Genomic DNA, 25,990 nt, shown 5'->3' on the forward strand with positions numbered 1-25,990 from the left:
GAATAAAAATGACGCGTTGTCCGATTGTAGCCTGTTCGACTGTGATTATGATCTCTTTTCTTGCGATAGGCGCTAACTGTCAACGCAGTGCCGCCTCGTTTCAGCTTTCACTCTATACTTTTGGCTAACGGCCTGTTATCGGGGTTGCCGAATTGTCATCAGGCTGTGTCATCATTGCTTATTTCGTCATTTGAAAGGGATCTCGCTTATGGAATTATCTGCCCCGCTCATGTTGGTGCTTATCGGCCTGGCGTCGCTGCTGGCGCAGTGGTTGGCCTGGCTGCTGCGCCTGCCGGCCATTTTGCCGCTGTTGCTGTTCGGCATCGTGCTCGGCCCGACGGTGCATCTGGTGCAGCCGGATCTGCTGTTCGGCGATCTGCTGTTTCCGCTGGTGTCGCTGTCGGTGGCGATCATCCTGTTCGAAGGGGCGCTGACGCTGCGTTTCGAGGAGATACGCGGCCTCGGCGGCGTGGTGCGCAATCTGGTCACCGTCGGCATGCTGGTCACCTTTCTGGTCATCAGCCTCGCCAGCTGGTGGCTGCTGGATTTCCCGCCGGAGCTGGCGGCGCTGATCGGCGCGGTGACGGTGGTGACCGGGCCGACGGTGATCGCCCCGCTGATGCGCGTGGTGCGGCCGAACGCCAACATTAACCAGGTACTGCGCTGGGAAGGGATCGTCATCGATCCGGTCGGCGCCATCTTCACCCTGCTGGTGTTCGAATTCATCGTGCTGAAACAGAATGCGGAGTCCTATACCCATCTGTTTTGGACGCTGGGCATGACCGCCGCCGTCGGCCTGATTGCCGGCGCACTGTTCGGCTACCTGCTCGGCCTGGCGCTGCGCCGCGTCTGGCTGCCGCGCTACCTGCAGAACCTGGCGGTGCTGGCGATCATGCTGACCGCCTTCGGCGTTTCCAACGCCATCGCCGACGAATCCGGCCTGCTGACCGTCACGGTGATGGGCATCTGGCTGGCCAACATGCGCGACGTGGACACCAGCGATATTCTGGCGTTCAAAGAGGAGCTGTCGGCGATCCTGATCTCGGCGCTGTTCATCATTCTGGCGGCGCGGCTCGATATCCAGGCGCTGTGGAACATGGGTTGGCCGCTGCTCCTGCTGCTGCTGGTGGTGCAGTTCATCGCCCGGCCGCTGTGCATCGCGGTGTCGACCTGGCGCTCTTCCCTGCACTGGCGCGATCGGCTGCTGCTGTGCTGGATCGCCCCGCGCGGCATCGTCGCCGCGGCGGTCAGCTCGCTGTTCGCGCTGACGCTGCAGCGCAGCGGCTACCAGGGCGCCGACCGGCTGGTGACCGTGGTGTTCGCCATCATCATCGGCACCGTGGTGCTGCAAAGCCTGACCAGCGGGATGATGGCGCGCTGGCTGCGGGTGCAGCAGCAAAAGCCGCGCGGCGTGCTGATCGTCGGCGCCAACAGCGTGGCGCGCATGCTGGCGCAGGCGCTGATCAAGCTGAACGTGCCGGTAATCGTCACCGACAGCAGCTGGGAATACTACCGCCAGGCGCGCATGGAAGGCATCCCGGCCTACTATGGCCACGCCTACTCCGAACACGCCGAGAACTATCTCGATCTGAGCAATATCGCCCAGGTGCTGGCGCTGTCGCCCAATCGCCACCAGAACGCGCTGGCGGTCTACCACTTCGGTCATCTCTTCGGCGAGGATCACGTGTTTGCCATCCGTTCGGGAGCGCCGCTGAAAGGGCGCGGCGCCAGCGCGGAAAGCTCGCGTTTCCGCCGGCATGAAATTTTATTTAATCAGGAAGCCACCTACGGCCGCCTGAGCAGCCTGCTCGCCAGGGGAGCCACCATCAAAGCGACCAAATTGAACGAAAATTTCGGTTGGCTGGAGTATTTGGAGAAACATCAGGGCGTTATTCCGTTATTCAGCCAAAAGGAAGACGGTTCTCTGCAACCGATTGGCGCCGGTTCCACGCCCGCGATGCCCTGTACGCTTATCGCGCTGGTGCAAGATGAAAATCCCTCACCGTCTGTACGTTGACAGAATGGCGATAACCGGCTATTCCTAACAGCCTACTTGCGCACCCGGTGCGCAAGCCAGAAGAGGCGCGTCGCCCAGGTAGAGTGTCAGAGGAGCCGTTTCTCCGTTGACGGCACCCGAGGGGGAGCGACGCCGAGGTAGGGTAATGGCCGGCCATTATCCTATCGACTACAGGGGCTGAATCCCCTGGGTTGTCACCAGGGGATCGCCCGCAGGGCGATCGACAAGGTGGGGCGCTTCTGGGTGTATCGTAGCCTGACCTCTACGCCTGCCCCCTGTTTACCGCTCTCCCCTTGTGCCAAGGCTATGGAATTACAGTGCCCCCAAACGGGCATCCCTGACACGAGGTTTCTAGATGAACCAAGCAGCACCCCAGAATTCCACCGTGGTAGCCAAATTCGGCGGCACCAGCGTCGCCGACTTTGAAGCCATGAACCGCAGCGCCGACGTCGTGCTGGCCAACCCGCAGGTCCGCCTGGTGGTGTTGTCCGCCTCGGCGGGCGTCACCAACCTGTTGGTCGCCCTGGCCGAGGGTTGCGAGGCCGACAAGCGCAACTACCGGCTTGATGAGATCCGCCGCATCCAGTACGCCATCCTCGATCGCCTCACGGCGCCGGCGGTGATCCGCGAAGAGATCGACCGCCTGCTGGAAAACATCGCCATGCTGTCGGAAGCCGCGTCGCTGGCCACCTCGACGGCGTTGACCGACGAACTGGTCAGCCATGGGGAGCTGATGTCCACCCTGCTGTTCGTTGAAATCCTGCGCGCCCGCAACGTGCAGGCCGAATGGTTCGACGTGCGCAAAGTGATGCGCACCGACGATCACTTCGGCCGCGCCGTGCCGGACAGCGCCGCGCTCAGCGAACTGGCCCGGGCGCAGTTGCAACCGCGGCTGCAGGAAGCGCTGGTGGTCACCCAGGGCTTTATCGGCAGCGAGCCGAAAGGCCGCACCACCACGCTCGGCCGCGGCGGTAGCGACTATACCGCCGCGCTGCTCGGCGAGGCGCTCGGCGTTGGCCGGGTGGATATCTGGACCGACGTGCCGGGCATCTACACCACCGATCCACGCGTGGTGCCGGCGGCCAAGCGCATCGACAAAATCGGTTTCGAAGAGGCGGCGGAAATGGCCACCTTCGGCGCCAAGGTGCTGCATCCGGCCACCTTGTTGCCGGCGGTGCGCAGCGACATTCCGGTGTTCGTCGGCTCCAGCAAGGATCCGGCGGCCGGCGGCACGCTGGTGTGCAACACCACCGAGAATCCGCCGCTGTTCCGCGCGCTGGCGCTGCGTCGCAAGCAAACGCTGCTGACGCTGCACAGCCTGAACATGCTGCACGCGCGCGGCTTCCTGGCGGAGGTGTTCAACATTCTGGCGCGCCACAACGTCTCCGTCGATCTGATCACCACCTCGGAGGTCAGCATTGCGCTGACCATGGACACCACCGGCGCCACCTCCGTTGGCGGCAGCCTGCTGACCACCTCGCTGCTGACCGAGCTGTCGTCGCTGTGCCGGGTGGAAGTGGAAGAAAACCTGGCACTGGTGGCGATCATCGGCAACCAGCTGTCGCGCGCCTGCGGCGTGGGCAAAGAGGTGTTCGGCGTGCTCGATCCGTTCAATATCCGCCTGATCTGCTACGGCGCCAGCAGCTATAACCTGTGCTTCCTGGTGCCGGGCGAAGAAGCCGAACAGGTGGTGCGTACCCTGCATCACAACCTGTTCGAATAAGTCATTATCCCCGACTGCGGGCGCAGCACGCTGCGCCCCTGCGTCTAAAAAATCCGTTCAAAACCGGCAGGGGTTCAGCATGTTGAACCCGCAAAAAACACAACCACACCCACCGTTCTCAATCTGGCTAAGGAAAACCTGCATGTTGGCATTACTCACGCGTTTATTCCCCCTGTGGGCGATACTGCTGTCCGTCGCCGCCTATTACACGCCGACCACCTTTACCGGCATCGGCCCCTACGTCAGCCCGCTGCTGATGCTGATCATGTTCGCCATGGGCGTCACGCTGCGGCTGGACGACTTCAAACGCGTGCTGGCGCGCCCCGGCCCGGTGGCGGCCGGCATCTTCCTGCACTATCTGATCATGCCGCTGGCGGCCTGGATCCTGGCGATGCTGTTTCGCATGCCGCCGGATCTGTCCGCCGGCATGGTGCTGGTGGGCAGCGTGGCCAGCGGCACCGCCTCCAACGTGATGATCTATCTGGCCAAGGGCGACGTGGCGCTGTCGGTGACCATCTCTGCGGTCTCGACGCTGGTGGGCGTGTTCGCCACGCCGCTGCTGACCCGTTTGTACGTCGACGCCGAAATCAGCGTCGATATCATGGGCATGCTGCTGAGCATTCTGCAGATCGTGGTGATCCCGATCGGCCTGGGCCTGATCGTCCACCATACCCTGACCAAAACGGTGAAACGCATCGAGCCGCTGCTGCCGGCGCTGTCGATGGTGTGCATCCTGGCGATCATCAGCGCGGTGGTGGCGGGCAGCCAAAGCCATATCGCCTCGGTCGGTCTGGTGGTGATCGTCGCGGTGATCCTGCACAACGGCATCGGTCTGCTGAGCGGCTATTGGGGCGGCAAGCTGTTCGGCTTCGACGAATCCACCTGCCGCACGCTGGCGATCGAAGTCGGCATGCAGAACTCCGGGCTGGCGGCCACGCTGGGCAAAATCTACTTCTCGCCGCTGGCCGCGCTGCCGGGCGCACTGTTCTCGGTCTGGCACAACCTTTCCGGTTCGCTGCTGGCGGGTTATTGGTCCGGCCGCCCCATCAAGAAAAAATAAACCGCCTGTAGGGACGCAAACAATTGCGTCCCTTTTCTTTCCTGAGAAATTTCGTATTTCCCACTGGTCGGATTGTCATAATTCCCCTCATACCCTATCATCCGTGAAAAATAAAAATTCAGATTCTTCCTAGCCATGCCGATAATGTTGGCAAGAGGAAGAAACGTTCTACTTTTTTTAATTAATTAAGTCGCCAGGGTTGCCCGCCATAAAAGAAGCAGCCTAATTATTATTTAGATATATACCCACCGTCTTATTTGCCGCGGCAAATCAAGATACCTCGCAATGTGCATGTCGCTCATTATTTCGGGCCGGCCGTCGGCCGCCCGTGGTTAACCTCATGGATTGGGCTGGCTGCCCCGGCGGCCTCTCATAATGGATTACAATGATAAAAAAAATCACCGCTTTGACGCTGTTGGTCAGCACGGCCCTTTCCGCCGAAACCCTGCCGGACGCCCACATGATGCGGGATATGTCGATGGGGGAGTCGCGCCGCGCGCTGCAAGACAGCACGCGTGAAGTCAACCAGTTGATTGAGCAACGCCGCTACCAGCAGCTGAAGCAGCAACGCTTGCTGGCGGAGCCGGAACCGGCCGCGCCCGCCCTGCCGCAGTCCGCGCAGTGCCTGCCGATCGCCGGCGTTTATCTGCAGGGCGTCACCCTGCTCTCGCCGGCCGATTTATCCGCCCTGAGCGCGCTGCCGGAAAACTGTATCAGCAGCAACGATATCAATCGCCTGACCCGTGAATTAACGCGCCTTTATGTGCAAAAAGGCTATATCACCGCGCGCGTGCAAATTGTTCGCCCTAATTCACAGGGAGAATTGGGATTAAGCGTCACCGAAGGATTTATCGAGAAAATAGAAGGCGGCGATCGCTGGGTCAACAGCCGTTTATTATTTCCAGGGCTGGAAGGCAAACCGTTGAAATTAACCGAGCTCGACCAGGGATTGGATCAGGCCAACCGTTTGCAATCGAATACCACCAAGCTGGATATATTGCCCGGCCGCCAGGTTGGCGGTTCGGTCATTCGTTTGCGCAATCAGCATGCCAAGCCCTGGCTGATGACCGTCGGCACGGATAATTACGGCCAAAAAAGCACCGGCCAGTGGCTGGCGCGCGCCACCGCCACGCTGGACAGCCCGTTCGGCCTGTCGGACTTCGTCAGCCTGAACGCCAACAGCACGCTGGAAAACCCGGCTCATCGCTATAACCGCGCCTATACCCTGCTCTATTCGCTGCCGTACGGCGCGTTCACCTTCAGCGGGTTCGCCAGCTTCTCCTCCTACGAGAACCACCAGCAGCTGCCGCACAACCTGGTCAAACTGCACGGCCAGACCCAGCAGTATGGTCTGCGCAGCGACTACGTGTTTTACCGCGATCGCGACCAGATAGACAGCCTGAGCGGTCAGTTGACCTACAAGCGCATCGACAACTACTTCGAAAGCGTGCGCCTCGAGGTCAGCAGCCCCACCCTGACCCTGGCCGAACTGAGCGCCAGCCACCTGCAAATTCTGCCCAACGGGGTATTCAGCGCCAACCTCAGCGTCGAACAGGGCCTGCCGTGGCTGGGGGCCGGTCGCCACCCAAGCTCGGTGCACCTCGACAGCCAGTTCACCAAAGGCAAGCTGTTCGCCAACCTCAGCCAGCGCCTTCACCTGGGTGACGCCACCTATCAGCTCAACAACCTGTTCTACGGCCAGTACAGCCGCGACCCGCTGCCCGGCGTGGAGTGGCTGAGCCTTACCGATCGCAGCGCCGTGCGCGGCTTCAGCCGCAGCACCCAGTCAGGCGACAACGGCTGGTATCTGCAGAACACGCTGTCGCGCAGCTTCAATCTGGGTGCCACCACGCTGACGCCGCGCCTCGGCGCCGACGTCGGCCGCATTTTGCCGCGCCAAGACAGCTCGGGGTGGCGCAGCAGCGCCGGCCTGAGCAGCGGCGCCACGTTGCGCTATCGGCAGGCGCTGGTCGATCTCGAGGTCAGCCGCGGCTGGATCTTGTCGAATCACACCACGCCGGAAGATCCCGTTCAGGTACTGGCGCGCTTTTCTTACACCTTTTAATCAGCAGTTTTGCAGGACCCCACGGCAATATACGGAGAAACATGGATGAAAAATAATAACTTCAGGCTTTCAGCAGCGGGCAAACTGGCCGCCGCGCTGGCGATTATTCTCGCCGCTTCCGCCGGCGCCTACGCCGCGGAGATCGTGGCGGCCAACGGCGCCAACGGCCCCGGCGTTTCCACCGCCGCGACCGGCGCGCAGGTGGTCGACATCGTCGCGCCGAACGGCAACGGGCTGTCGCACAACCAATACCAGGACTTTAACGTCAACCAGCCCGGCGCCGTGCTGAACAACTCCCGCGAAGCGGGGCTGTCGCAGCTGGCCGGTCAACTGGGCGCCAACCCCAATCTGGGCGGGCGCGAAGCCAGCGTGATCCTCAATGAAGTGATCGGCCGCAACCCGTCGCTGCTGCACGGCCAGCAAGAGATCTTCGGCATGGTGGCCGATTACGTGCTGGCCAACCCGAACGGCATCAGCTGCCAGGGCTGCGGGTTCATCAACACCAGCCGCTCCTCGCTGGTGGTCGGCAACCCGCTGGTGGAGAACGGCCTGCTGCAGGGCTACAGCACCCTGGACAACCGCAATACCCTGAGCCTCAACGGCGTCCTGAACGCCGGCGGCGTGCTGGATCTGATCGCGCCGAAGATAGACAGCCGCGGCGACGTGATCGTGCAAGACTTCACCCATCGCAACGGCAGCGTGACGCCGGCGGCGATCAACGCCATCAGCGGCCATAACCGGGTGGCGCGCGACGGCAAGGTGCTGGCCAGCGTACAGCCGACCACGGCGCTGGACAGCTATTACCTCGGCAGCATGCAGGCCGGGCGCATCAACATCATCAACACCGCGCAGGGCAGCGGCGTGAAGCTGGCCGGCACGCTGGCCGCCGGCGACGAGCTCAAGGTGAAAGCCTACGATATTCGCAGCGAAAGCCGCGTTGACGACGCCAGCAGCAACCGCAACGGCGGCGACAACTACCAGAACTACCGCGGCGGCATCTACGTCAACGATCGCAGCAGCAGTCAGAAGCTGACCCGCACCGAGCTGAAAGGCAAGAACATCAGCCTGGTGGCGGATAACCACGCGCACCTCACCGCCACCGATATTCGCGGCGAAGACATCACGCTGCAGGGCGGCAAGCTGACGCTCGACGGCCAGCAGTTGAAACAGACCCAGGGTCACACCGACGACCGCTGGTTCTATTCCTGGCAATACGACGTCACCCGCGAGCATGAGCAACAACAACAGGCGGGCAGCACCGTCGCCGCCAGCGGCAACGCCACACTCGTCAGTACCCGGGAAAACGTGAACCTGTTGGGCGCCAACGTCAGCGCCGATCGGGCGCTGAGCGTCAAAGCGGCGCGCGACGTGCACCTCGCCGGGCTGGTGGAGAAGGATAAGTCCACCGAACGCGGCTACCAGCGCAATCACACTTCCAGCCTGCGCACCGGCAGTTGGAGCAGCAGCGACGAAAGCGAGAGCCTGAAGGCCAGCGAACTGCGTAGCCAGGGCGAACTGACGTTGAAAGCCGGCCGCAATGTCACTACCCAGGGCGCCAAGGTCCACGCCCAGCGCGATCTGACGATCGACGCAGACAACCAGATCCAGGTCGGGGTGCAGAAAACCGCCAACGCCAAAGAGGTACGCGATGACAAAACCTCCTGGGGCGGCATCGGCGGCGGCGACAACAAAAACAACAGCAACCGCCGCGAGATCAGCCACGCCTCCGAGCTGACCAGCGACGGCACCCTGCGCCTGAACGGCCAGCAGGGCGTCACCATCACCGGCAGCAAGGCGCGCGGCAAGGAAGGCGGCCTGGTCACCGCCACCCAGGGCGGCCTGCGCATCGACAACGCGCTGAGCACCACCGTAGACAAAATCGATGCGCGCACCGGCACCGCCTTCAACATCACCAGCAGTTCGCACAAGGCCGACAACAGCTACCAGAGCAGCACCGCCAGCGAGCTGAAGTCTGACACCAACCTGAAGCTGGTCAGCCGTAAGGATACCGACGTCATCGGCAGTCAGGTCACCAGCGGCGGCGAGCTGAGCGTGACGTCGCAGACCGGCAACATCAACGTCAAGGCCGCCGAACAGCAGCAAAAAATCGATGAGCAGAAGACCGCGCTTACCGTCAACGGCTACGCCAAAGAAGCCGGCGACAAGCAATACCGCGCCGGTTTGCGCATCGAACACACCCGCGACAGCGAGAAAACCACCCGCACCGAAAACCGCGCCTCGACCCTCAGCGGCGGCAGCGTGAAGCTCGAGGCGGAGAAGGACGTGACCTTCAGCGGCTCCAAACTGGTCGCCGACAAAGGCGACGCCAGCGTCAGCGGCAACAAGGTTTCGTTCCTGGCGGCCGACGATAAAACCACCTCGAACACCGAGCAGACCAAGATCGGCGGCGGTTTCTATTACACCGGCGGCATCGACAAGCTCGGCAGCGGCGTGGAAGCCGGCTACGAGAACAGCAAAACGCAGGCGCAGAGCAGCAAGGCGGTCACCTCCGGCAGCGACGTCAAAGGCAACCTGACTGTCAACGCCCGTGACAAGCTGACCCAGCAAGGCGCGCAGCACAGCGTCGGCGGCGCCTACAAAGAGAACGCCGCGGGCGTCGATCATTTGGCCGCCGCCGACACCGCCAGCAGCACCACCACCAAAACCGACGTCGGCGTGAACATCGGCGCCAACGTCGATTACAGCGCCGTGACCCGCCCGGTCGAGCGCGCGGTCGGCAAGGCGGCCAAGCTGGACGCCACCGGCGTCATCAACGACATTGGCGGCATCGGCGCGCCTAACGTCGGCCTGGATATCGGCGCGCAGGGCGGCAGCAGCGAAACACGCAGCAGCAGCTCGCAGGCGGTGGTCAGCTCGGTGAAAGCCGGCAGCATCGACATCAACGCCAAAGGCGAAGTGCGCGATCAGGGCACGCAGTATCAGGCGAGCAAAGGCGCGGTCACGCTGACGGCGGACAGCCACCGCAGCGAAGCCGCGACGAACCGCCAGGAAGAGCAGAACCGCGATACCCGCGGCAGCGCCGGCGTACGCGTCTACACCTCCACCGGCAGCGATCTGACCGTAGACGCCAAGGGCGAAGGCGGCACCCAGCGCAGCAGCAGCAACGCCAGCCAGGCGGTGACCGGCACGATCGACGCGGCCAACGGCATCAACGTCAACGTGAAACAAGATGCGGTCTATCAGGGCACCGCGCTGAACGGCGGCAGCGGTAAAACCGCCGTCAACGCCAGCGGCGATATCCGCTTCGATCAGGCCAGCGATAAGCAGAGCGAAAACCACAGCGGTTTCAACGTCAAAGCCTCCGCCAAGGGCGGTTTCACCGCCGACAGCAAAAACTTCGGCGCCGGCTTCGGCGGCGGCACCCGCAGCGGCGAAAGCAACAGCAGCACCGCGCAGGTCGGCAACGTCAGCGGCCAACAGGGCGTGGAGCTGAAGGCGGGCCGCGATCTGACGCTGCAGGGCACCAACGTCAAGAGCCAGGGCGACGTCACCCTGAGCGCGAGCAACAAGGTTGCGCTGCAGGCGGCGGAATCGACCCAAACGCGTAAGGAAAGCCAACTGTCCGGCAATATCGATCTGGGCGCCGGCAGCAGCGACAGCAAGGAAAAAACCGGCGGCAGCCTCTCCGCCGGCGGCGCCTTCGACATCGCCAAGGTGAATGAGTCCGCGACCGAACGCCAGGGCGCCACTCTCGCCTCAGACGGCAAGGTCACCCTGTCCGCCGGCGGCAAAGGCGATGACGCGCTGCATCTGCAGGGCGCCAGGGTCAGCGGCGGCAGCGCCGCGCTCGAGGCGAAAAACGGCGGCATCCTGCTGGAGTCCGCCAAGAACGAGCAGCACAAGGACAACTGGAGCCTGGGCATCAAAGCCAACGCCAAAGGCGGCCAAACGTTCAACAAGGACGCCAACGGCAAGGTCGATCCGAACACCGGCAAAGACACCCATACGCTGGGCGCCGGTCTGAAGGTCGGCGTGGAACAGCAGGATAAAACCACCCACGCCAACACCGGCATCACCGCGGGCGACGTGGCGCTCAACAGCGGCAAGGATACCCGCCTCGCCGGGGCGCGCGTCGATGCCGACAGCGTACAGGGCAAGGTGGGCGGCGATCTGCGCGTTGAAAGCCGCAAGGACGTCGAGAAAGGCGTGAAGGTGGAGGTGGATGCCGGCCTGAGCCACAGCAACGATCCGGGCAGCAGCATCACCTCCAAGCTGTCGAAGGTGGGCACGCCGCGCTACGCCAGCAAGGTGAAAGAGAAACTGGACGCCGGGGTGAATAAAGTGGCCGACGCCACCACCGACAAGTACAACAGCGTGGCGCGTCGTCTCGATCCGCAGGGCCCGCTGTGGGATCGCGGTGCACGCACCGTCGGCGGCGCGGTGAAAGACAGCATCACCGGGCCGGCCGGTCGCCAGGGGCAGCTCAAGGTCAATGCCGACGTGGTGAACAACAACGCGGTCGGCGAGCAGTCGGCGATTACCGGTAAGCACGGCGTGGCGCTGCAGGTCGGCGGCCAAACCCAACTGACCGGCGGCGAGATCCGCAGCCAGCAGGGCAAGGTGGAACTGGGCGGCAGCAAGGTCAGCCAGCAGGACGTCAGCGGCCAACGCTATCAGGGCGGCGGCCGCGTCGATGCGGCGGCTACGGTAGGCGGGCTGTTAGGCGGCGCGGCGAAGCAAAGCGTCGACGGCAACGTGCCGTTCGTCAGCGGCCATGCCTCAACAAAACAGGTGGACGCCAAAGCCGGCGTGTTCAGCGGCAAATAACGCACCTCTCCTGCACAACGCCCCCGATGAAAACCGGGGGCGTTTTTTTTACAGCGTGCTCGGGGTGTCTTCCCAGTCGCGATCGTCGTCCTTGGCATCCTGGTCCAACACGTTGTAAGCCACGGCGCAGAACAGCGAGTTCAGGCGCTTCATGTCCCCCAACAATCCCAAATGCAGCGAGCTGGTCTCGATGCTCTGCACGTTTTGCTGATGCAAGCGATCGACGTGCGCGTGCGCGTAGCGGCGATCCAGAATGCGGAAGCGATGCTTGGAACGGCGCAGGCGCTTGGCGCTGGTGACGTCGCCGGACAGGAACACCGACAGCCCCAGGCGCAGGTTGCCGATCAGCCGCTCGTGCAGCCCGTCCAGTTCCGCCAATCCTTCCGCCGAGAAAGCGCGGCGCGCGGCGTGCGACTTGGCGCCCACGTCGCCGGCCATGCGCTCGATGATGTCGCCCGCCTGTTCCAGGTTAAGCGCCATTTCGATGATCTCCGCCCAGCGGCGCGAGTCTTCCTCGCCCAGATCTTCCTTCTGGATCTGCGCCAGATACAGCTTGATGGCGGTGTACAGCACGTCGACGTCATCGTCGAGGCGCCGCACTTCTTTATCCACCCCTTGCTTGCCGTGCAGCACTTCGCGCTGCAGGATCATCATGTGTTCCACCACGTCGCCCATGCGCAACGTTTCGCGCGCCGCATTGGCCAACGCCAGCGTCGGCGTGTCCAGCGCGCTGGCGTCCAGATGGCGCGGACGCATGCGCGGATCGTCGGCCGCCACGTCGACGATCAGCCGCTCGCACAGCGTCGCCATCGGCCCGGCCAGCGGGATCATCACCAGACAACGGATCAGGTTGTAGAACACGTGGAAGTAGATCACCAGCTCTTCGCTGCCGCCCGGCAGCTGAGCCATCACATCCGCCAGATAGAAAACGAACGGCAGCACCAGCACACAGCCCACCAGCTTGAACAGCAGGCTGCCGAGCGCCACGCGCCGCCCGGCGGCGTTCTGGCCGCTGGCGTTGATCATCGCCAACAGGCCGCTGCCGAGGTTGGCGCCGATCACCAGGCAGAGCGCCACCTTCAGCGAAATCACGCCGGACGCGGTCAGGGTGGCGGTCAGCAGCACCGCCGCCAGGCTGGAATAGCTGACGATGGCGAACAGCGCGCCGGTCAGGGCGTCCAGCATCACGTCGCCGGTCAGCGACGAGAACAGCACTTTCACCCCGGCCGCCTGGGTGATCGGCGTGGCGGCGGCCACGATCAGCTCCAGCGCCAGCACGATCAGCCCAAGGCCGATCAGGACGCGCCCGATCTGGCCGATCCGCATCTGCTTGCGGCTGAGGAACAGGAAGACGCCGATCAGGATCAGCAGCGGCGACAGCCAGGAAAGATCGAAGGTCAGCACGCGCGCCATCAGCGCGGTGCCGACGTCAGCGCCGAGCATGATCACCAGCGCAGGCGCCAGCCCCACCAGCCCCTGCGCAACGAAAGAGGTCACCAGCAGCGCCGTGGCGTTGCTGCTCTGTACCAGCGCGGTCACGCCGATGCCGGAAACGAACGCCAGCGGCTTTTTCTCAACGCTGTCGCTCAACACGCGCCGCAGATTGGCGCCGTAAACCCGCATGATCCCGGTGCGCACGATGTGGGTGCCCCACACCAACAGCGCCACGGAGGAAAGCAGGTGAAGAAGGGTCAGCACGGAAGATACGCTCCATTAACGCCCGGCCAAAGGAGGCTGGTACCCGATGCCTGTCAGGCGGTGCGGAAAGACGGAACGGTTCTGTTCGCCTTAGCCGCAGCCGGTAGACCAAAAGATGACGGGTACAGCGCGCGGTCCCGCCTGCCGGGCGTAGGTCTGGCAGGACAGCGGGCGGGCGGCAGACCGCAGAAGAGAAGGGTTAATGCGGCGGCGGAAAGGCCCCGGCGCCGCGCTGCGAAGTCATGCAACTTCCCGCAATACAACAGGTTCCAAGTGTAGCCCAATTTGCTCGCCGTCGGGCCGCAGGTCGGCCACCGACCGGTTGAGCACGTCAACCAGCAATTCTACACTGCGAACCTGAATCCGATAGCGTACCACATTCCCGAGCAAACTGTGGCCCAGGATCACCCCGCCGATCCCCTGCCCGGCCGGCAACAGGCCGATCGATTCGGGCCGGATCGCCACCTTGCCGACATAGCTGCGCCCGGTCAGCTGGGCGGCCTGTTCGGCGGTCAGCAGATTATAGTTGCCGATAAACCCGGCGGCGAAGGCGTCCGCCGGCTGGGTATATAGGGTTTCCGCATCGCCGCTCTGCACGATCTGCCCCTTGTTCATCAGCACGATGCGATCCGACAAGGTCAGCGCCTCTTCCTGATCGTGGGTGACGAAGATCGCCGTCAGGTTCAGCTCGCGTTGAATGCGCCGGATCTGCTCGCGCAGGTGTTTGCGGATGCGCGCGTCCAGCGCCGACAGCGGTTCATCGAGCAGCAGCAGCCGCGGGCGAGTGACCAGCGATCGCGCCAGCGCCACGCGCTGACACTGGCCGCCCGACAGCTGATGCGGATAGCGCTTCGCCAGATCGCTCAGCTCCACCAGCGCCAGCACCTCCTGCACCCGCTGGCCGATCTGCCCGGCCGCCAGCTTCTGCATTTTCAGCCCGAAGGCCACGTTGCCTTCCACCGTCATATTGGGAAACAGCGCATAGCTTTGGAACACCATGCCGATGCCGCGCTTTTGCGGCGCCAGCGGCACCAGATCCTGACCCTGCAACAAGATTTGCCCGCTGTCGACCGGGGTCAGGCCGGCCAGACAGCGCAGCAGCGTCGATTTGCCGCAGCCGCTCGGCCCCAGCAGGGTGACGAACTCCCCCTCTTCGGCGGTGAAATCGATATCCTGAAACACTTGGGTCTGGCCATAGTGTTTGTTCAGGCGGGTGACGTTGAGATAAGCCATCGGGTTAACCCTTGTTTTTATTCAGCAGGTTCGCCAGCCAGGTGACGAGCAGCACCACGGCGAAATAGGAGATGACCAGCGCGCTGGTGAAGTGCCCGCTGCCGTTGCGCATGTTGTACAGGTAGACCTGCAGCGTTTCATACTGGCTGCCCACCAGCAGGTTGGCGAACACGAACTCGCCGATCAGGAACGAGAACGACAGCAGCACGGCGATCGTTCCACCCTTGCGCAGGTTCGGCAGCACCACCCACAGCGCCGCCTGCCAGGTGCTGGCGCCAAGCAGGTGCGCGGCGTCCATCAGATCGCGCAGGTTGATCGCCTGCATGTTGTTGCTGATGGCGCGGTAGATAAACGGCAGCGCGATGGTGAAATAGCAGCCCACCAAAATCCAGGGAGTGCCGAGCAGCGGCAGCGGATCGGCGGCGAACAGCTGCATCAGCCCCACCGCCGACACCACCGGCGGCACGGCGAACGGCAGCAGAATCAGCACGTTCATCACCGAGTCCAGTTTGGGGAAGTAGTAAGCGATCACAAACATCGCCGGCAGGATCACCACCACCGACAGCAGCAGCGTGCCGAAGCAGATCAGCAGCGAGTGCCACAGCGCCTGCAAAAAGCGCGGGTCGCTCCACAGCGCCGTCAGCCACTTCAGGGTAAAACCGTCCGGTAAAATGGTGGCGCCCCACTGGGTGGCCAGCGCGTAAATCAGCGTCGCCGCCAGCGGCAGCAGCAGGATCAACAGCAGCAGGCCGGTCACCGTGCGATGGTACAGGCGTTCAGCACGCGACATGAGCATTCTCCATCCGATTATGAGCGCGCATTGAGGTAGCTCCTGCGCAGCATCCATTGGTGGATCACCGTGATAAACGCCATCATCACCACCAGCAGCATCGCCAGCGCGCTGGCCAGGTTCGGATCGAGGGAGATGTCCCCCGCCACCAATGCCGAGATGCGGATCGGGATCACGTTGAAGTTGCCGGTGGTCAGCGCGTACACCGTGGCGTAGGCGCCCAGCGCGTTGGCCAGCAGGATGACGAAGGTGCCCATCAGCGCCGGCGCCAGCACCGGCAGGCCGATATGCCGCCAGTAGCGCCAGGGGCCGGCGCCGAGCAGCGCCGCCGACTCGCGCCAGTCGGCGCGCAGCGCGTCGAACGCCGGATACAGCAACAGCACCCCCAGCGGGATCTGGAAATAGGTATACAGCACGATCAGGCCGCTCTTCGAATAGAGATTGAAACTCTCCATCAAACCGTATTTGCGCAGCAACAGCGTCAGGCAACCGTTCAGCCCCAGCAGAATGACGAAGGCGAACGCCAGCGGCACCCCGGCGAAGTTGCTGGTCATGTTGGTGAACGACATCACGAAGTCATGAAATCGGGTCTGGCCGAGCTGGCGCAGCGAGTAACTGCCCACTAACGCAATCAGCAAGCCGTAGACGCTCGACCACAGCGAGATCTCCAGCGAGAACTGAAAGGCCTGCAGGTAGAACGGCGAGGTGAGGATATCGACATAGTTGCCCCATCCCCAGCCGCCGGTCTCGCTGAAAAAGCTGTGAACGGCGATCCACACCAGCGGGGCGATCTGAAACGCGCCGAACAGCACGATAAACGGTAACAGGCACAGCGCGGCGATCCATTTGGTTTTGCCGTTCATCGCGCATCCTGCGCCAGCAGCGCCCGGCAGCGCGGCTTGTCATGCGGCACCTGCAGCAGATCGCAGATCGTACCGCACAGCTCGGTTTGCTGCGGATCGGCGTCGTCCTGGCTGAAGCCCGAGCCGAACACGAACAGCGGCACCTGGCGCTCTTCCGGCAACACGCCGCCGTGGCTGCGATCGTCGTTCATGCCGTGATCGGCGGTGACCAGCACCTGATAACCGGCCGCCAGCCACTCGGGCAGATAGCGCGACAGCGAACCGTCGGCGCGCCGCGCCGCGTTGCGGTACTGCGGCGAAGAGAGACCGAAGCGGTGCCCGGCGTCGTCGATATTCATCGGGTGGATCAGCAGGAAATCCGGCTGATGCCGCAGGCGCAGGCTTTCGGCGTCGTCGAACAGATGGCTGTCGGGATAGCCGTCGTCGTAATAGAAATGCCCGTGCTGGATCGGCAGCTCGGGGGCGTCGGTATGGCGGTCGCGCGCGGCGTCGAACGGCGTGCGGTTATACAATTCGCTGAACCAATGATACGCGGCGGCGGCGGTGGTCAACCCGGCGGCGCGCGCGTAATGAAACACGCTTTGTTGATGAGAAAGGCGCGAGACGTGGTTGTGCACCACGCCGCTCTCCACCGGCGTGACGCCGGTGAGGATGCATTCATACAGCGGCCGGGAGAGCGAGGGCAGCTCGCTCTCCAACAGGTACAACCGTCCGCGTCCCGCCGCGCATTCGGCCTGCAGATAGCCCATGGCGTCGTGCGCCACCCGGTAGTTGAGGCCGTCCAGCAGCACGAGGATCGTTTTCATGGTGCGTTAACTCACTGCTGCATAAACATAATGACGTTTTCCTGCCACAGACGCGGCAGCGCTTTGGCGCTCTGTTCCCAGGCCGCCGGATCGGCGATCGGGTGCGCGTTCTTGTACTGCTCGGCCGGCAGCAGCTTGGCCTTGACGTCGTCCGGCAGCGTCAGATGCTCGGCGCGGATCGGGCGCGCATAGCCGCGCGCCAGGTTGATCTGGCCGGCGTCAGAGAAGATGTATTCGCGCGCCAGCTTGGCGGCGTTCGGGTGCTTGGCGTATTTGTTGATGATGGTGGTGTAGCCGGAGGTGATCGAGCCGTCCGACGGGATCAGCACTTCAAAGCGGGTTTTGTCGATCTGATCGCGGTAATTCAGGCCGTTGAAGTCCCACACCACGCCAACCTGCACTTCCCCTTTTTCCAGCGATGCGATCACCGGGTTACTCAGGCTCAGGCGGCCGGCCTTAGCCAGCTTGCCGAAGAATTCCAGGCCCGGCTTGAGGTTTTTCTCGTTGCCGCCCATGGCGTAGGTGGCCGCCAGCACGCCGCTGGCCGCCTGCGACGCGGTGCCGACGTCGCCGATGGTGACATGATAGCTGCCCTTCAGCAGATCGGCCCAGCTGTGCGGAATGTCTTTCACCTGCTGTTTGTTGATGATGAAGGCGATGGTGCCGGTGTAAGCCAGCGCCCAGTGGCCGTCTTTGTCTTTCGCCCACTCCGGCACCTGATCCCAGGTAGAGGGTTTGTACGGCTGCGTCACGCCCTTCTGCACCGCCACCGGGCCGAAGGCCGCGCCGACGTCACCAATGTCCGCCGTGGCGTTGTTCTTTTCCGCATCGAATTTGGCGATCTCCTGCGCGGAGCTCATGTCGGTATCGACATGCTTCAGGCCATATTTGCTCAACAGATCTTGCCAGGTGCCTTTCCAGTTGGCCCAGCTGTCCGGCATGCCGACGCTGTTGACTTCGCCTTCTTTTTTCGCGGCCTGCTCCAGCGCCGCCAGATCGGTATCCGCGGCCCAGCTCATCTGGCTGGATAACACGATGGCACTGGTTAACACAGAAGCGCACAAACGTTTCATAACTGATGCTCCAGGTGGTAGTGTGGGGAGGGCTGGACTAGTCCAGCAAGGACCAAACCAATCTAACGGACGAATGTGATAATTATATGTCAGCTTAAAAAAGCGACGGTTTTATCACCCATTGCAACGGCGAAAACGCGACGCTGGTCTACCTTAAGGGAGGCCAAACGCACTGAAACGGGACACCCGCTGTATGAGTGAAGCACCGACGACCGTAGCCACCATCTGCCAAACACTGAACGCGCGCATCGCCGCAGGCGAGTTCGCCGTGGGCGGCAAGCTGCCCTCCGAACGCGCCCTGAGCGAACAGTTCGCCACCACCCGCATTACCTTGCAGGAGGCGCTCGGCCAACTGGAGGCGCAGGGGGTCATCTACCGCCAGGTGCGGCGCGGCTGGTTCATTTCGCCCCCGCGTCTTATCTACAACCCGCTGCAGCGCAGCCATTTTCACGCCATGGCGCAGCAACAGGGGCGCGCCGCCTATACCGAGGCGATCGACAGCGCGGTAGTCACGCTCGACGCGCCGCTGGCCGGCCGCCTGGCGCTGCCCCCCGGTGCCGAGGCCTATCGCATTCGCCGGCTGCGCTACATCGACGGGCGCGCGGTGCTGTACTGCGAGCACTACCTCAACCCGGCCTACTTCCCCGGCATACTGGACGAAGATCTGACCCAGTCGCTGACCGCGCTGTACGCCGCGCGCTACGGCATTCACTACGGCCGGGTGCGTTTCGACATGCTGCCCACCCTGCTGCCGCAGCAGGCCGCCGCCATGCTGAAGGTGACCTACGGCAGCCCGGCGCTGTTCATTACGCGGGTGAACCGCGATCAGCACGACCGGGTGATCGATTGCGACCTGGAGTATTGGCGTTACGATGCGCTGCACATCGACGTGGAAGCGCAGTAAATGACAAGGACGCATCGCTGCGCCCTTAAAGAGGAAATCAGTCGGCGTCGTAGCCTAGGTTAGGCGCCAGCCAGCGTTCGACCTCGCTCACGCTCATCCCTTTACGCGCCGCGTAGTCTTCCACCTGATCGCGCTGGATCTGCGCCACCGCGAAGTACTTGCTTTCAGGATGGCTGAAGTACCAGCCGGACACCGCCGCCCCCGGCCACATGGCGAAGGACTCCGTCAGCTCCATGCCGGTGTGGCGGTTGACGTCCAGCAGCTGCCAGATGGTCGCTTTTTCGGTGTGCTCCGGGCAGGCCGGGTAACCCGGCGCCGGCCGGATGCCCTGATAGTTTTCGCGGATCAGCTCTTCGTTGCTCAGTCTCTCGTCGGCGGCATAGCCCCAGTGCAGCTTGCGCACCTGCTCATGCAGGTATTCGGCGAAGGCCTCCGCCAGGCGATCCGCCAGCGCCTTGACCATGATTTTGTTGTAATCGTCGTGCTGCGCGTCGTACGCCGCCGCCAGCGCGTCCTCCTCCAGCCCGCCGGTCACCGCGAAGGCGCCGAAGTAGTCGGCCTTGCCGCTGCTTTTCGGCGCCACAAAGTCCGCCAGGCAGTAGTTCGGGAAGTCGGTTTTTTCCGTCTGCTGGCGCAGATGGCGGCTCACCGCCAGCACCTCGTCACGCCGTTCGTCGCGGTACACCTCCACGTCGTCGCCGACGCGGTTGGCCGGGAACAGACCGTAAACGCCGCGCGGGTTGAGGCTGCGCTCGGCGGCCAGCCGATCCAGCATCTGATTGGCGTCGTGGAACAGGCGTTTGGCCTCTTCCCCCACCACCTCGTCTTCCAGGATGCGCGGGTATTTGCCCGCCAGCGACCAGGTCATGAAGAACGGCGTCCAGTCGATATAGTGGCGCAGCGTCTCGATGCCGGCCGCCACCGGGAACACGCCGAGCTGCCGCGGCGCCGGCGGCTGATAATCGGCCCAGTCCAGCGCCATGGCGTTGGCGCGCGCCTTCTGCAGATCGACCGGCGGCGTGCGCGGCTTTTTGCGCGCATGCTGAATGCGCACCGTTTCATACTCTTTGCGGGTGCGCGCCACAAACTCATCGCGCTGGGTGGCGGACAGCAGCGCCGACACCACGCCCACGGTGCGCGAGGCGTTTTGCACGTAGGTGGTCGGGCCGCTGTAGTTTTGTTCGATCTTCACAGCGGTGTGCGCCTTGGAGGTGGTGGCGCCGCCGATCAGCAGCGGCAGCGTAAAGCCCTGGCGCTCCATCTCTTTGGCCACGTTGACCATCTCGTCCAGCGATGGCGTGATCAGGCCCGACAGGCCGATGATATCGACGTTCTCCTCGCGCGCGGTGCGCAGGATTTTCTCCGTCGGCACCATCACGCCCAGATCGACGATTTCATAGTTGTTACACTGCAGTACCACGCCGACGATGTTCTTGCCGATGTCGTGCACGTCGCCCTTCACCGTCGCCAACAGGATTTTGCCCGCGGAGGTGCCCTGCTGCTTGCTGGCCTCGATGTAGGGTTCCAGGTAGGCCACCGCCTGCTTCATCACGCGGGCGGATTTCACCACCTGCGGCAGGAACATCTTGCCCTCGCCGAACAGATCGCCGACCACGTTCATCCCCGCCATCAGCGGCCCTTCGATCACTTCGATCGGGCGTTCGGCCTGCTGCCGCGCTTCTTCGGTGTCCAGCTCAATAAATTCGGTGATGCCCTTCACCAGCGAATACTCCAGCCGTTTCTCCACCGGCCAGCCGCGCCACTCCGCCTGCTGCACCGCCACGTCATTATCTTTGCTGCCACGGTACTTTTCCGCCAGCTCCAGCAGGCGTTCGGTGCCGTCCTCGCGACGGTTGAGGATCACGTCCTCCACCGCGTCGCGCAGCTCGGCGCTTAAATCGTCATAAATCGCCAGTTGCCCGGCGTTGACGATGCCCATGTCCATGCCGTTGCGAATGGCGTGATACAGGAACACCGCGTGGATCGCTTCACGCACCGGATCGTTGCCGCGGAACGAGAACGACACGTTGGACACGCCGCCGGAGATCATCGCGTGCGGCAGGTGGGTTTTGATGTCGGCACAGGCTTCGATAAAGTCGACGGCGTAGTTGTTGTGCTCTTCGATACCGGTAGCGACGGCGAAAATGTTCGGGTCGAAAATGATGTCTTCCGGCGGGAAGCCGACGCGCTCGGTCAGAATGTTATAGGCGCGGCGGCAGATCTCGAACTTGCGCTGGCGGGTGTCCGCCTGCCCCACTTCGTCGAACGCCATCACCACCACCGCAGCACCGTAGCGGCGCACCAGTTTGGCGTGATGAATGAAAGCCTCTTCGCCTTCCTTCATCGAGATCGAGTTAACGATGCCCTTGCCCTGTATGCACTTCAGGCCTTTCTCGATAACGGACCACTTGGAGGAGTCGATCATGATCGGCACCCGGGCGATATCCGGCTCGCCGGCGATCAGGTTGAGGAAACGCACCATCGCCGCTTCGGCGTCGAGCATCCCCTCGTCCATATTGATGTCGATGATCTGCGCGCCGCTCTCGACCTGCTGGCGCGCCACGTCGAGCGCCTCGTTGTATTTCTCTTCTTTGATCAGGCGCTTGAATCGCGCCGAACCGGTGACGTTGGTGCGCTCGCCGACGTTGACGAACAGGGTGTTGGCGTCGATGGTCAGCGGTTCCAGACCGGCCAGGCGGCAGGCAACCGGGATCTCCGGCAGCCGGCGCGGCGGCACGCCCTCGACCGCGTTGACCATCGCGGCGATATGTTCCGGCGTGGTGCCGCAGCAACCGCCGATGATATTGAGGAAGCCGGCCTGCGCCCATTCCCCGACCTGGCGCGCCATCTCGGCCGCATCCAGATCGTACTCGCCGAAGGCGTTCGGCAAACCGGCATTCGGGTGCGCGGTGACGTAGGTCTCCGAGATGCGCGCCAGCTCGGCGACGTACTGACGCAGTTCGTCCGGGCCCAGGGCGCAGTTCAGGCCGAAGGTCAGCGGCTTGACGTGGCGCAGCGAATTGTAAAACGCTTCGGTGGTTTGGCCGGACAGGGTGCGGCCAGAGGCGTCGGTGATGGTGCCGGAAATCATGATCGGCAGTTCCACCCCCAGCGCTTCGAATTCGGTTTCCACCGCAAAGGCGGCGGCCTTGGCATTCAGGGTGTCGAAGATGGTTTCGATCATGATCAGATCGACGCCGCCCTCCACCAGCGCACGGGTCGATTCGCGGTAAGCCGTCACCAGCTCGTCGAACGAGATGTTGCGGAACGCCGGATCGTTGACGTTCGGCGAGATGGACGCGGTGCGGTTGGTCGGCCCCAACACCCCGGCGACATAGCGCGGTTTTTCCGGCGTGCGCGCCGTCCATTCGTCGGCGCAGGTGCGCGCCAGGCAGGCGGCCTGATAGTTAATCTCGGCGGACAGCGACTCCATGTGGTAGTCGGCCATGGCGATGGAGGTGGAGTTGAAGGTATTGGTTTCAAGGATATCGGCGCCCGCCTCGAGATAGGCGTAATGAATGGCGGCGATCACTTCCGGCTTGGTCAGCACCAGCAGATCGTTATTGCCTTTCAGATCGCTGCGCCAGTCGGCGAAACGCTCACCGCGGAAATCTCGCTCATCCAGACGATAGCTCTGGATCATGGTGCCCATACCGCCGTCCAACACCAAAATGCGCTGCGCTAACTGGCGGCGCAGTTGTTCTACTCGATTCGTCACTGTAACCCCTTCCATTGCCATCCAGCCCATTGCTCAACTGCCGCAAAAACCAACGAGTCATCCTAGCACAGCTTGTAAGGACAAAGGGCCAGACGACAATTGAGAGTTTTTCAGGTTGTGCGCCAACACCTCCGATGAGCTGACGGCGACTTGCAATTCATCGACAAAAAACGAAAATGAATTCCATCATACGGAAAAAGGAATCTCACCCATGGCCACCCCTGCTCCCGCCAAACGCGGCAAGAAGCCCCGCGCAGCAGCCCCGGCCGCCAGTGCGGCGACCGGCCAGGTACAATCGTTGACCCGTGGCCTGAAGCTGTTGGAGTACATTTCGGAAGCCCAGGGCAACGTGGCGCTGACCGATCTGGCCCAGCAGGCCGGCCTGCCGAACTCCACCACTCACCGCCTGCTCACCACCATGCAGCAGCAGGGATTCGTGCGCCAGGTCGGCGATCTCGGCCTGTGGACCATCGGCTCGCACGCCTTTGTGGTCGGCAGCAGCTTCCTGCAAAGCCGCAACCTGCTGGCGATGGTGCACCCGACGCTGCGCCGCCTGATGGAAGAGTCCGGCGAAACCGTCAACCTGGCGGTGCTGGATACCAGCGAGTACCAGGCGATCATCATCGATCAGGTGCAGTGTACGGCGCTGATGCGCATGTCGGCGCCGATCGGCGGCAAACTGCCGATGCACGCCTCCGGCGCCGGCAAGGCGTTCCTCGCCACCCTGCCGGACGATCAGGTAACCAAACTGCTGCACAAGAAAGGCATGCACACCTACACGCCGCACACCCTGACGCCGCACAATCTGAAAGAGGGGCTGGCGCAGATCCGCAAACAGGGCTTCTCCTTTGACGACGAAGAGCACGCGCTCGGCCTGCGCTGCGTGGCGGCCTGCATCTTCGACGAGCACCGCGAAGCCTTCGCCGCCATCTCCATCTCCGGCCCGGTGTCGCGCATCACCGACGATCGCGTGATCGAGCTGGGGGCGCTGGTGATCCACGCGGCCAAAGAGATCAGCCTGGCCTACGGCGGCGTGCGCTGATCCCACCCCTCCGAGGGGCGCCCCTGCGCGCCCTCTCTCCTGATTCCTTGCTCTGTTGTCAGCATGTAACAGGCTATCGGCATCCTGTGTAGCGCACGGGAAAAAAGCTTGAAGCCGATCACAGTTAGCGATCCTCACGGCGAAAGCCCATTGCAACCGCTCAAACTTCCTTCGACAATGTTACCGATAACATGTTACCGGTAACAATCAAGCTGAACGAAGGTAACGTCACCCGGTGTTTTGGAGCCAAGCCATGACCAACAATCAAAATCGCATTTACGTCGTTATGGGCGTTTCCGGCAGCGGCAAGTCCGCCGTCGCCGCCGCCGCGGCCCGCCAACTCTCCGCCGGCTTCCTCGACGGCGACTTCCTGCATCCGCGCAGCAACATCCTGAAGATGGCCGCCGGCGAAGCGTTGAACGACGACGATCGCGCCCCGTGGCTGGCCGCGCTCAACGACGCCGCCTTCGCCATGCAGCGCACCAACAGCGTGTCGATCATCGTCTGCTCAGCGCTGAAAAAGCAGTATCGCGACCGCCTGCGCGCCGGCAACGGCAACCTGTCGTTCATCTATCTGCACGGCGAGTTCCCAGTGATCGAATCCCGCCTGGCGGCGCGTAACGGCCACTTCTTCAAACCGCAGATGCTGGTCACCCAGTTCGCCGCGCTGGAGCAGCCGGGCTCCGACGAGAACGACGTGATGGCGATCGACATCAACCAGCCGCTGGACGCGGTGATCGCCGATACCGTGCGCCATATCCAGAGCTTCCTGCCGCAGGACGTGTGCGCGTGAGTACCGTAACGCTGGTCGGTACCGCAGTCGGCTCGGTTTTACTGCTGTTATTCCTGGTGATGAAGGCGCGCATGCACGCCTTCGTCGCGCTGATGCTGGTGTCCATCGCCGCCGGCATCTTCTCCGGCATGCCGCTGGACCATATTGCCGACACCATGCAAAAAGGCATGGGCGACACGCTGGGCTTCCTGGCGATCGTGGTGGCGCTCGGGGCAATGTTCGGCAAGATCCTGCATGAGGTCGGCGCGCTCGATCAAATTGCGGCGCAATTGCTGAAACGATTCGGACAAAGCAAGGCGCACTACGCGCTCGGCATCGCCGGCCTGATCTGCGCGCTGCCGCTGTTCTTCGACGTGGCGGTGGTGCTGCTGATCGGCATCGTGTTCGCCGTGGCGCGCCGCACCGACGGCAATATCGTCAAGCTGGCCATTCCGCTGTTCGCCGGCGTGGCCGCCGCCGCCTCCTTCCTGCTGCCGGGGCCGGTGCCGATGCTGCTGGCTTCGCAGATGAAGGCCGACTTCGGCTGGATGATCGCCATCGGCCTGGTGGCGGCGGTGATCGGCATGCTGATCGCCGGCCCGCTGTACGGCAGCTTTATCAGCCGCTTCGTCAACTGGCCGATGCCACCGGAAGAGAACGAGCCGACGTTGACCAAGGGCAATCTGCCGTCGTTCGGCTTCAGCCTGGCGCTGGTGCTGTGCCCGCTGGTGCTGGTCGGCATGAAGACCATCGGCGCGCGGCTGGTCACCCCCGGCTCGCAACTGCAGCAGTGGCTGGAGTTTATCGGCCACCCGTTCACCGCCATTCTGCTGGCCTGCCTGATCGTGATTTACGGCCTGGCGAAGCCGCGCGGCATGAGCAACGAACAGACGCTGGCCATCTGCTCCGCCGCGGTGCAACCGGCCGGGATCATCCTGCTGATGACCGGCGCCGGCGGGGTGTTCAAACAGATCCTGGTGGATTCCGGCGTAGGGCCGGCGCTGGGTGACGCGATGATCGGCGCCGGCCTGCCGATCGCCGTGGCCGCCTTTGCGCTCTCCGCCATGGTGCGGGTGATTCAGGGCTCGGCCACCGTCGCCTGTCTGACCACCGTCGGCCTGGTGCTGCCGGTCACCAGCCAGCTCGGGCTGAACGGCGGGCAGCTGGCCGCGCTGGCTATCTGCATCGCCGGCGGCTCCATCGTGCTGAGCCACGTCAACGACGCCGGTTTTTGGCTGTTCGGCAAATTCACCGGCGCCAACGAACTGCAAACGCTGAAAACCTGGACGGTGATGGAAACGATTCTGGGCAGCGTCGGCGGCGCTATCGGCATGATTGCATTCACGATGTTTTAAATCCTAAATCGCCCCCGGCCTTGCACACCAGGGCTGCAAATCATCCCCGGGGGCACCGCCACAGGCGGCGACTATAACAACAG

16 protein-coding genes and 1 riboswitch are annotated in these 25,990 nt (G+C 63.2%); of the genes, 9 read left to right on the plus strand and 7 right to left on the minus strand.

Annotated elements, in window-relative coordinates; translation table 11 throughout:
• Positions 1 to 208: 208 nt before the first annotated feature.
• The 5 genes from SSARUM_RS21705 (at position 209) to SSARUM_RS21725 (ending at position 11,653) form a co-directional block, all read left to right on the plus strand.
• Positions 209 to 2,017: a cation:proton antiporter gene (locus SSARUM_RS21705; RefSeq protein WP_033636220.1), complete on the plus strand. Its 1,809-nt coding sequence runs from the start codon at positions 209 to 211 to the stop codon at positions 2,015 to 2,017.
• A gap of 52 nt (positions 2,018 to 2,069) precedes the next feature.
• A riboswitch (Lysine riboswitch) is annotated at positions 2,070 to 2,264 on the plus strand.
• A gap of 108 nt (positions 2,265 to 2,372) precedes the next feature.
• On the plus strand, positions 2,373 to 3,740 hold the full coding sequence (gene lysC / locus SSARUM_RS21710; protein WP_033649702.1) for a lysine-sensitive aspartokinase 3: 1,368 nt from the start codon (positions 2,373 to 2,375) through the stop codon (positions 3,738 to 3,740).
• Positions 3,741 to 3,882: 142 nt separating this feature from the next.
• On the plus strand, positions 3,883 to 4,800 hold the full coding sequence (gene panS / locus SSARUM_RS21715; protein WP_025304471.1) for a ketopantoate/pantoate/pantothenate transporter PanS: 918 nt from the start codon (positions 3,883 to 3,885) through the stop codon (positions 4,798 to 4,800).
• Positions 4,801 to 5,185: 385 nt separating this feature from the next.
• A complete protein-coding gene (locus SSARUM_RS21720) occupies positions 5,186 to 6,865 on the plus strand; it encodes a ShlB/FhaC/HecB family hemolysin secretion/activation protein (protein WP_033649701.1) in 1,680 nt (559 codons plus the stop codon).
• 45 nt (positions 6,866 to 6,910) lie between these two features.
• Positions 6,911 to 11,653, plus strand: a complete 4,743-nt coding sequence (locus SSARUM_RS21725; protein ID WP_140926758.1) for a hemagglutinin repeat-containing protein — start codon at positions 6,911 to 6,913, stop codon at positions 11,651 to 11,653.
• Positions 11,654 to 11,701: 48 nt separating this feature from the next.
• Here SSARUM_RS21725 and SSARUM_RS21730 read toward each other — a convergent pair whose 3' ends face one another.
• The 6 genes from SSARUM_RS21730 to SSARUM_RS21755 form a co-directional block, all read right to left on the minus strand.
• Positions 11,702 to 13,351 carry a Na/Pi cotransporter family protein gene (locus SSARUM_RS21730; protein WP_060430928.1) on the minus strand — a complete coding sequence of 550 codons (1,650 nt, stop codon included), beginning with the start codon at positions 13,349 to 13,351 and terminating at the stop codon, positions 11,702 to 11,704.
• Between the two features lie 240 nt (positions 13,352 to 13,591).
• Positions 13,592 to 14,584 carry an ABC transporter ATP-binding protein gene (locus tag SSARUM_RS21735; protein WP_060428822.1) on the minus strand — a complete coding sequence of 331 codons (993 nt, stop codon included), beginning with the start codon at positions 14,582 to 14,584 and terminating at the stop codon, positions 13,592 to 13,594.
• A 4-nt stretch (positions 14,585 to 14,588) separates the two neighbouring features.
• Positions 14,589 to 15,374 (minus strand): ABC transporter permease, encoded by a 786-nt coding sequence (locus SSARUM_RS21740; protein ID WP_033649697.1) that lies wholly within the window; start codon positions 15,372 to 15,374, stop codon positions 14,589 to 14,591.
• A 17-nt stretch (positions 15,375 to 15,391) separates the two neighbouring features.
• Positions 15,392 to 16,237 (minus strand): ABC transporter permease, encoded by an 846-nt coding sequence (locus SSARUM_RS21745; protein ID WP_033649696.1) that lies wholly within the window; start codon positions 16,235 to 16,237, stop codon positions 15,392 to 15,394.
• Positions 16,234 to 17,043: an alkaline phosphatase family protein gene (locus SSARUM_RS21750; protein WP_033649695.1), complete on the minus strand. Its 810-nt coding sequence runs from the start codon at positions 17,041 to 17,043 to the stop codon at positions 16,234 to 16,236. Before SSARUM_RS21750 ends, SSARUM_RS21745 begins: the two co-directional genes overlap by 4 nt.
• Positions 17,044 to 17,054: 11 nt before the next feature.
• Positions 17,055 to 18,116: an ABC transporter substrate-binding protein gene (locus tag SSARUM_RS21755; protein ID WP_060388478.1), complete on the minus strand. Its 1,062-nt coding sequence runs from the start codon at positions 18,114 to 18,116 to the stop codon at positions 17,055 to 17,057.
• Positions 18,117 to 18,309: 193 nt separating this feature from the next.
• Between SSARUM_RS21755 and SSARUM_RS21760 the strand changes: the two genes are divergently transcribed.
• The gene (locus tag SSARUM_RS21760; RefSeq protein WP_060388477.1) at positions 18,310 to 19,020 is read left to right on the plus strand and encodes a UTRA domain-containing protein; all 711 of its coding nucleotides are present in this window, start codon (positions 18,310 to 18,312) and stop codon (positions 19,018 to 19,020) included.
• 37 nt (positions 19,021 to 19,057) lie between these two features.
• Here SSARUM_RS21760 and metH read toward each other — a convergent pair whose 3' ends face one another.
• Entirely contained in the window at positions 19,058 to 22,753 is a 3,696-nt protein-coding gene (gene metH / locus SSARUM_RS21765; RefSeq protein ID WP_089185427.1) for a methionine synthase, read from the minus strand.
• Positions 22,754 to 22,949: 196 nt separating this feature from the next.
• Here metH and iclR point away from each other — a divergent pair, with 196 nt between their 5' ends.
• The 3 genes from iclR (at position 22,950) to gntU (ending at position 25,907) form a co-directional block, all read left to right on the plus strand.
• Positions 22,950 to 23,780 carry a glyoxylate bypass operon transcriptional repressor IclR gene (iclR, locus tag SSARUM_RS21770; protein WP_004936648.1) on the plus strand — a complete coding sequence of 277 codons (831 nt, stop codon included), beginning with the start codon at positions 22,950 to 22,952 and terminating at the stop codon, positions 23,778 to 23,780.
• Positions 23,781 to 24,033: 253 nt separating this feature from the next.
• Positions 24,034 to 24,573: a gluconokinase gene (gene gntK / locus SSARUM_RS21775; protein WP_049211601.1), complete on the plus strand. Its 540-nt coding sequence runs from the start codon at positions 24,034 to 24,036 to the stop codon at positions 24,571 to 24,573.
• The gene (gene gntU / locus SSARUM_RS21780) at positions 24,570 to 25,907 is read left to right on the plus strand and encodes a gluconate transporter (protein ID WP_033649721.1); all 1,338 of its coding nucleotides are present in this window, start codon (positions 24,570 to 24,572) and stop codon (positions 25,905 to 25,907) included. Before gntK ends, gntU begins: the two co-directional genes overlap by 4 nt.
• Positions 25,908 to 25,990: the final 83 nt, after the last annotated feature.

This window comes from Serratia sarumanii (assembly GCF_029962605.1).
Taxonomy (GTDB): domain Bacteria; phylum Pseudomonadota; class Gammaproteobacteria; order Enterobacterales; family Enterobacteriaceae; genus Serratia; species Serratia sarumanii.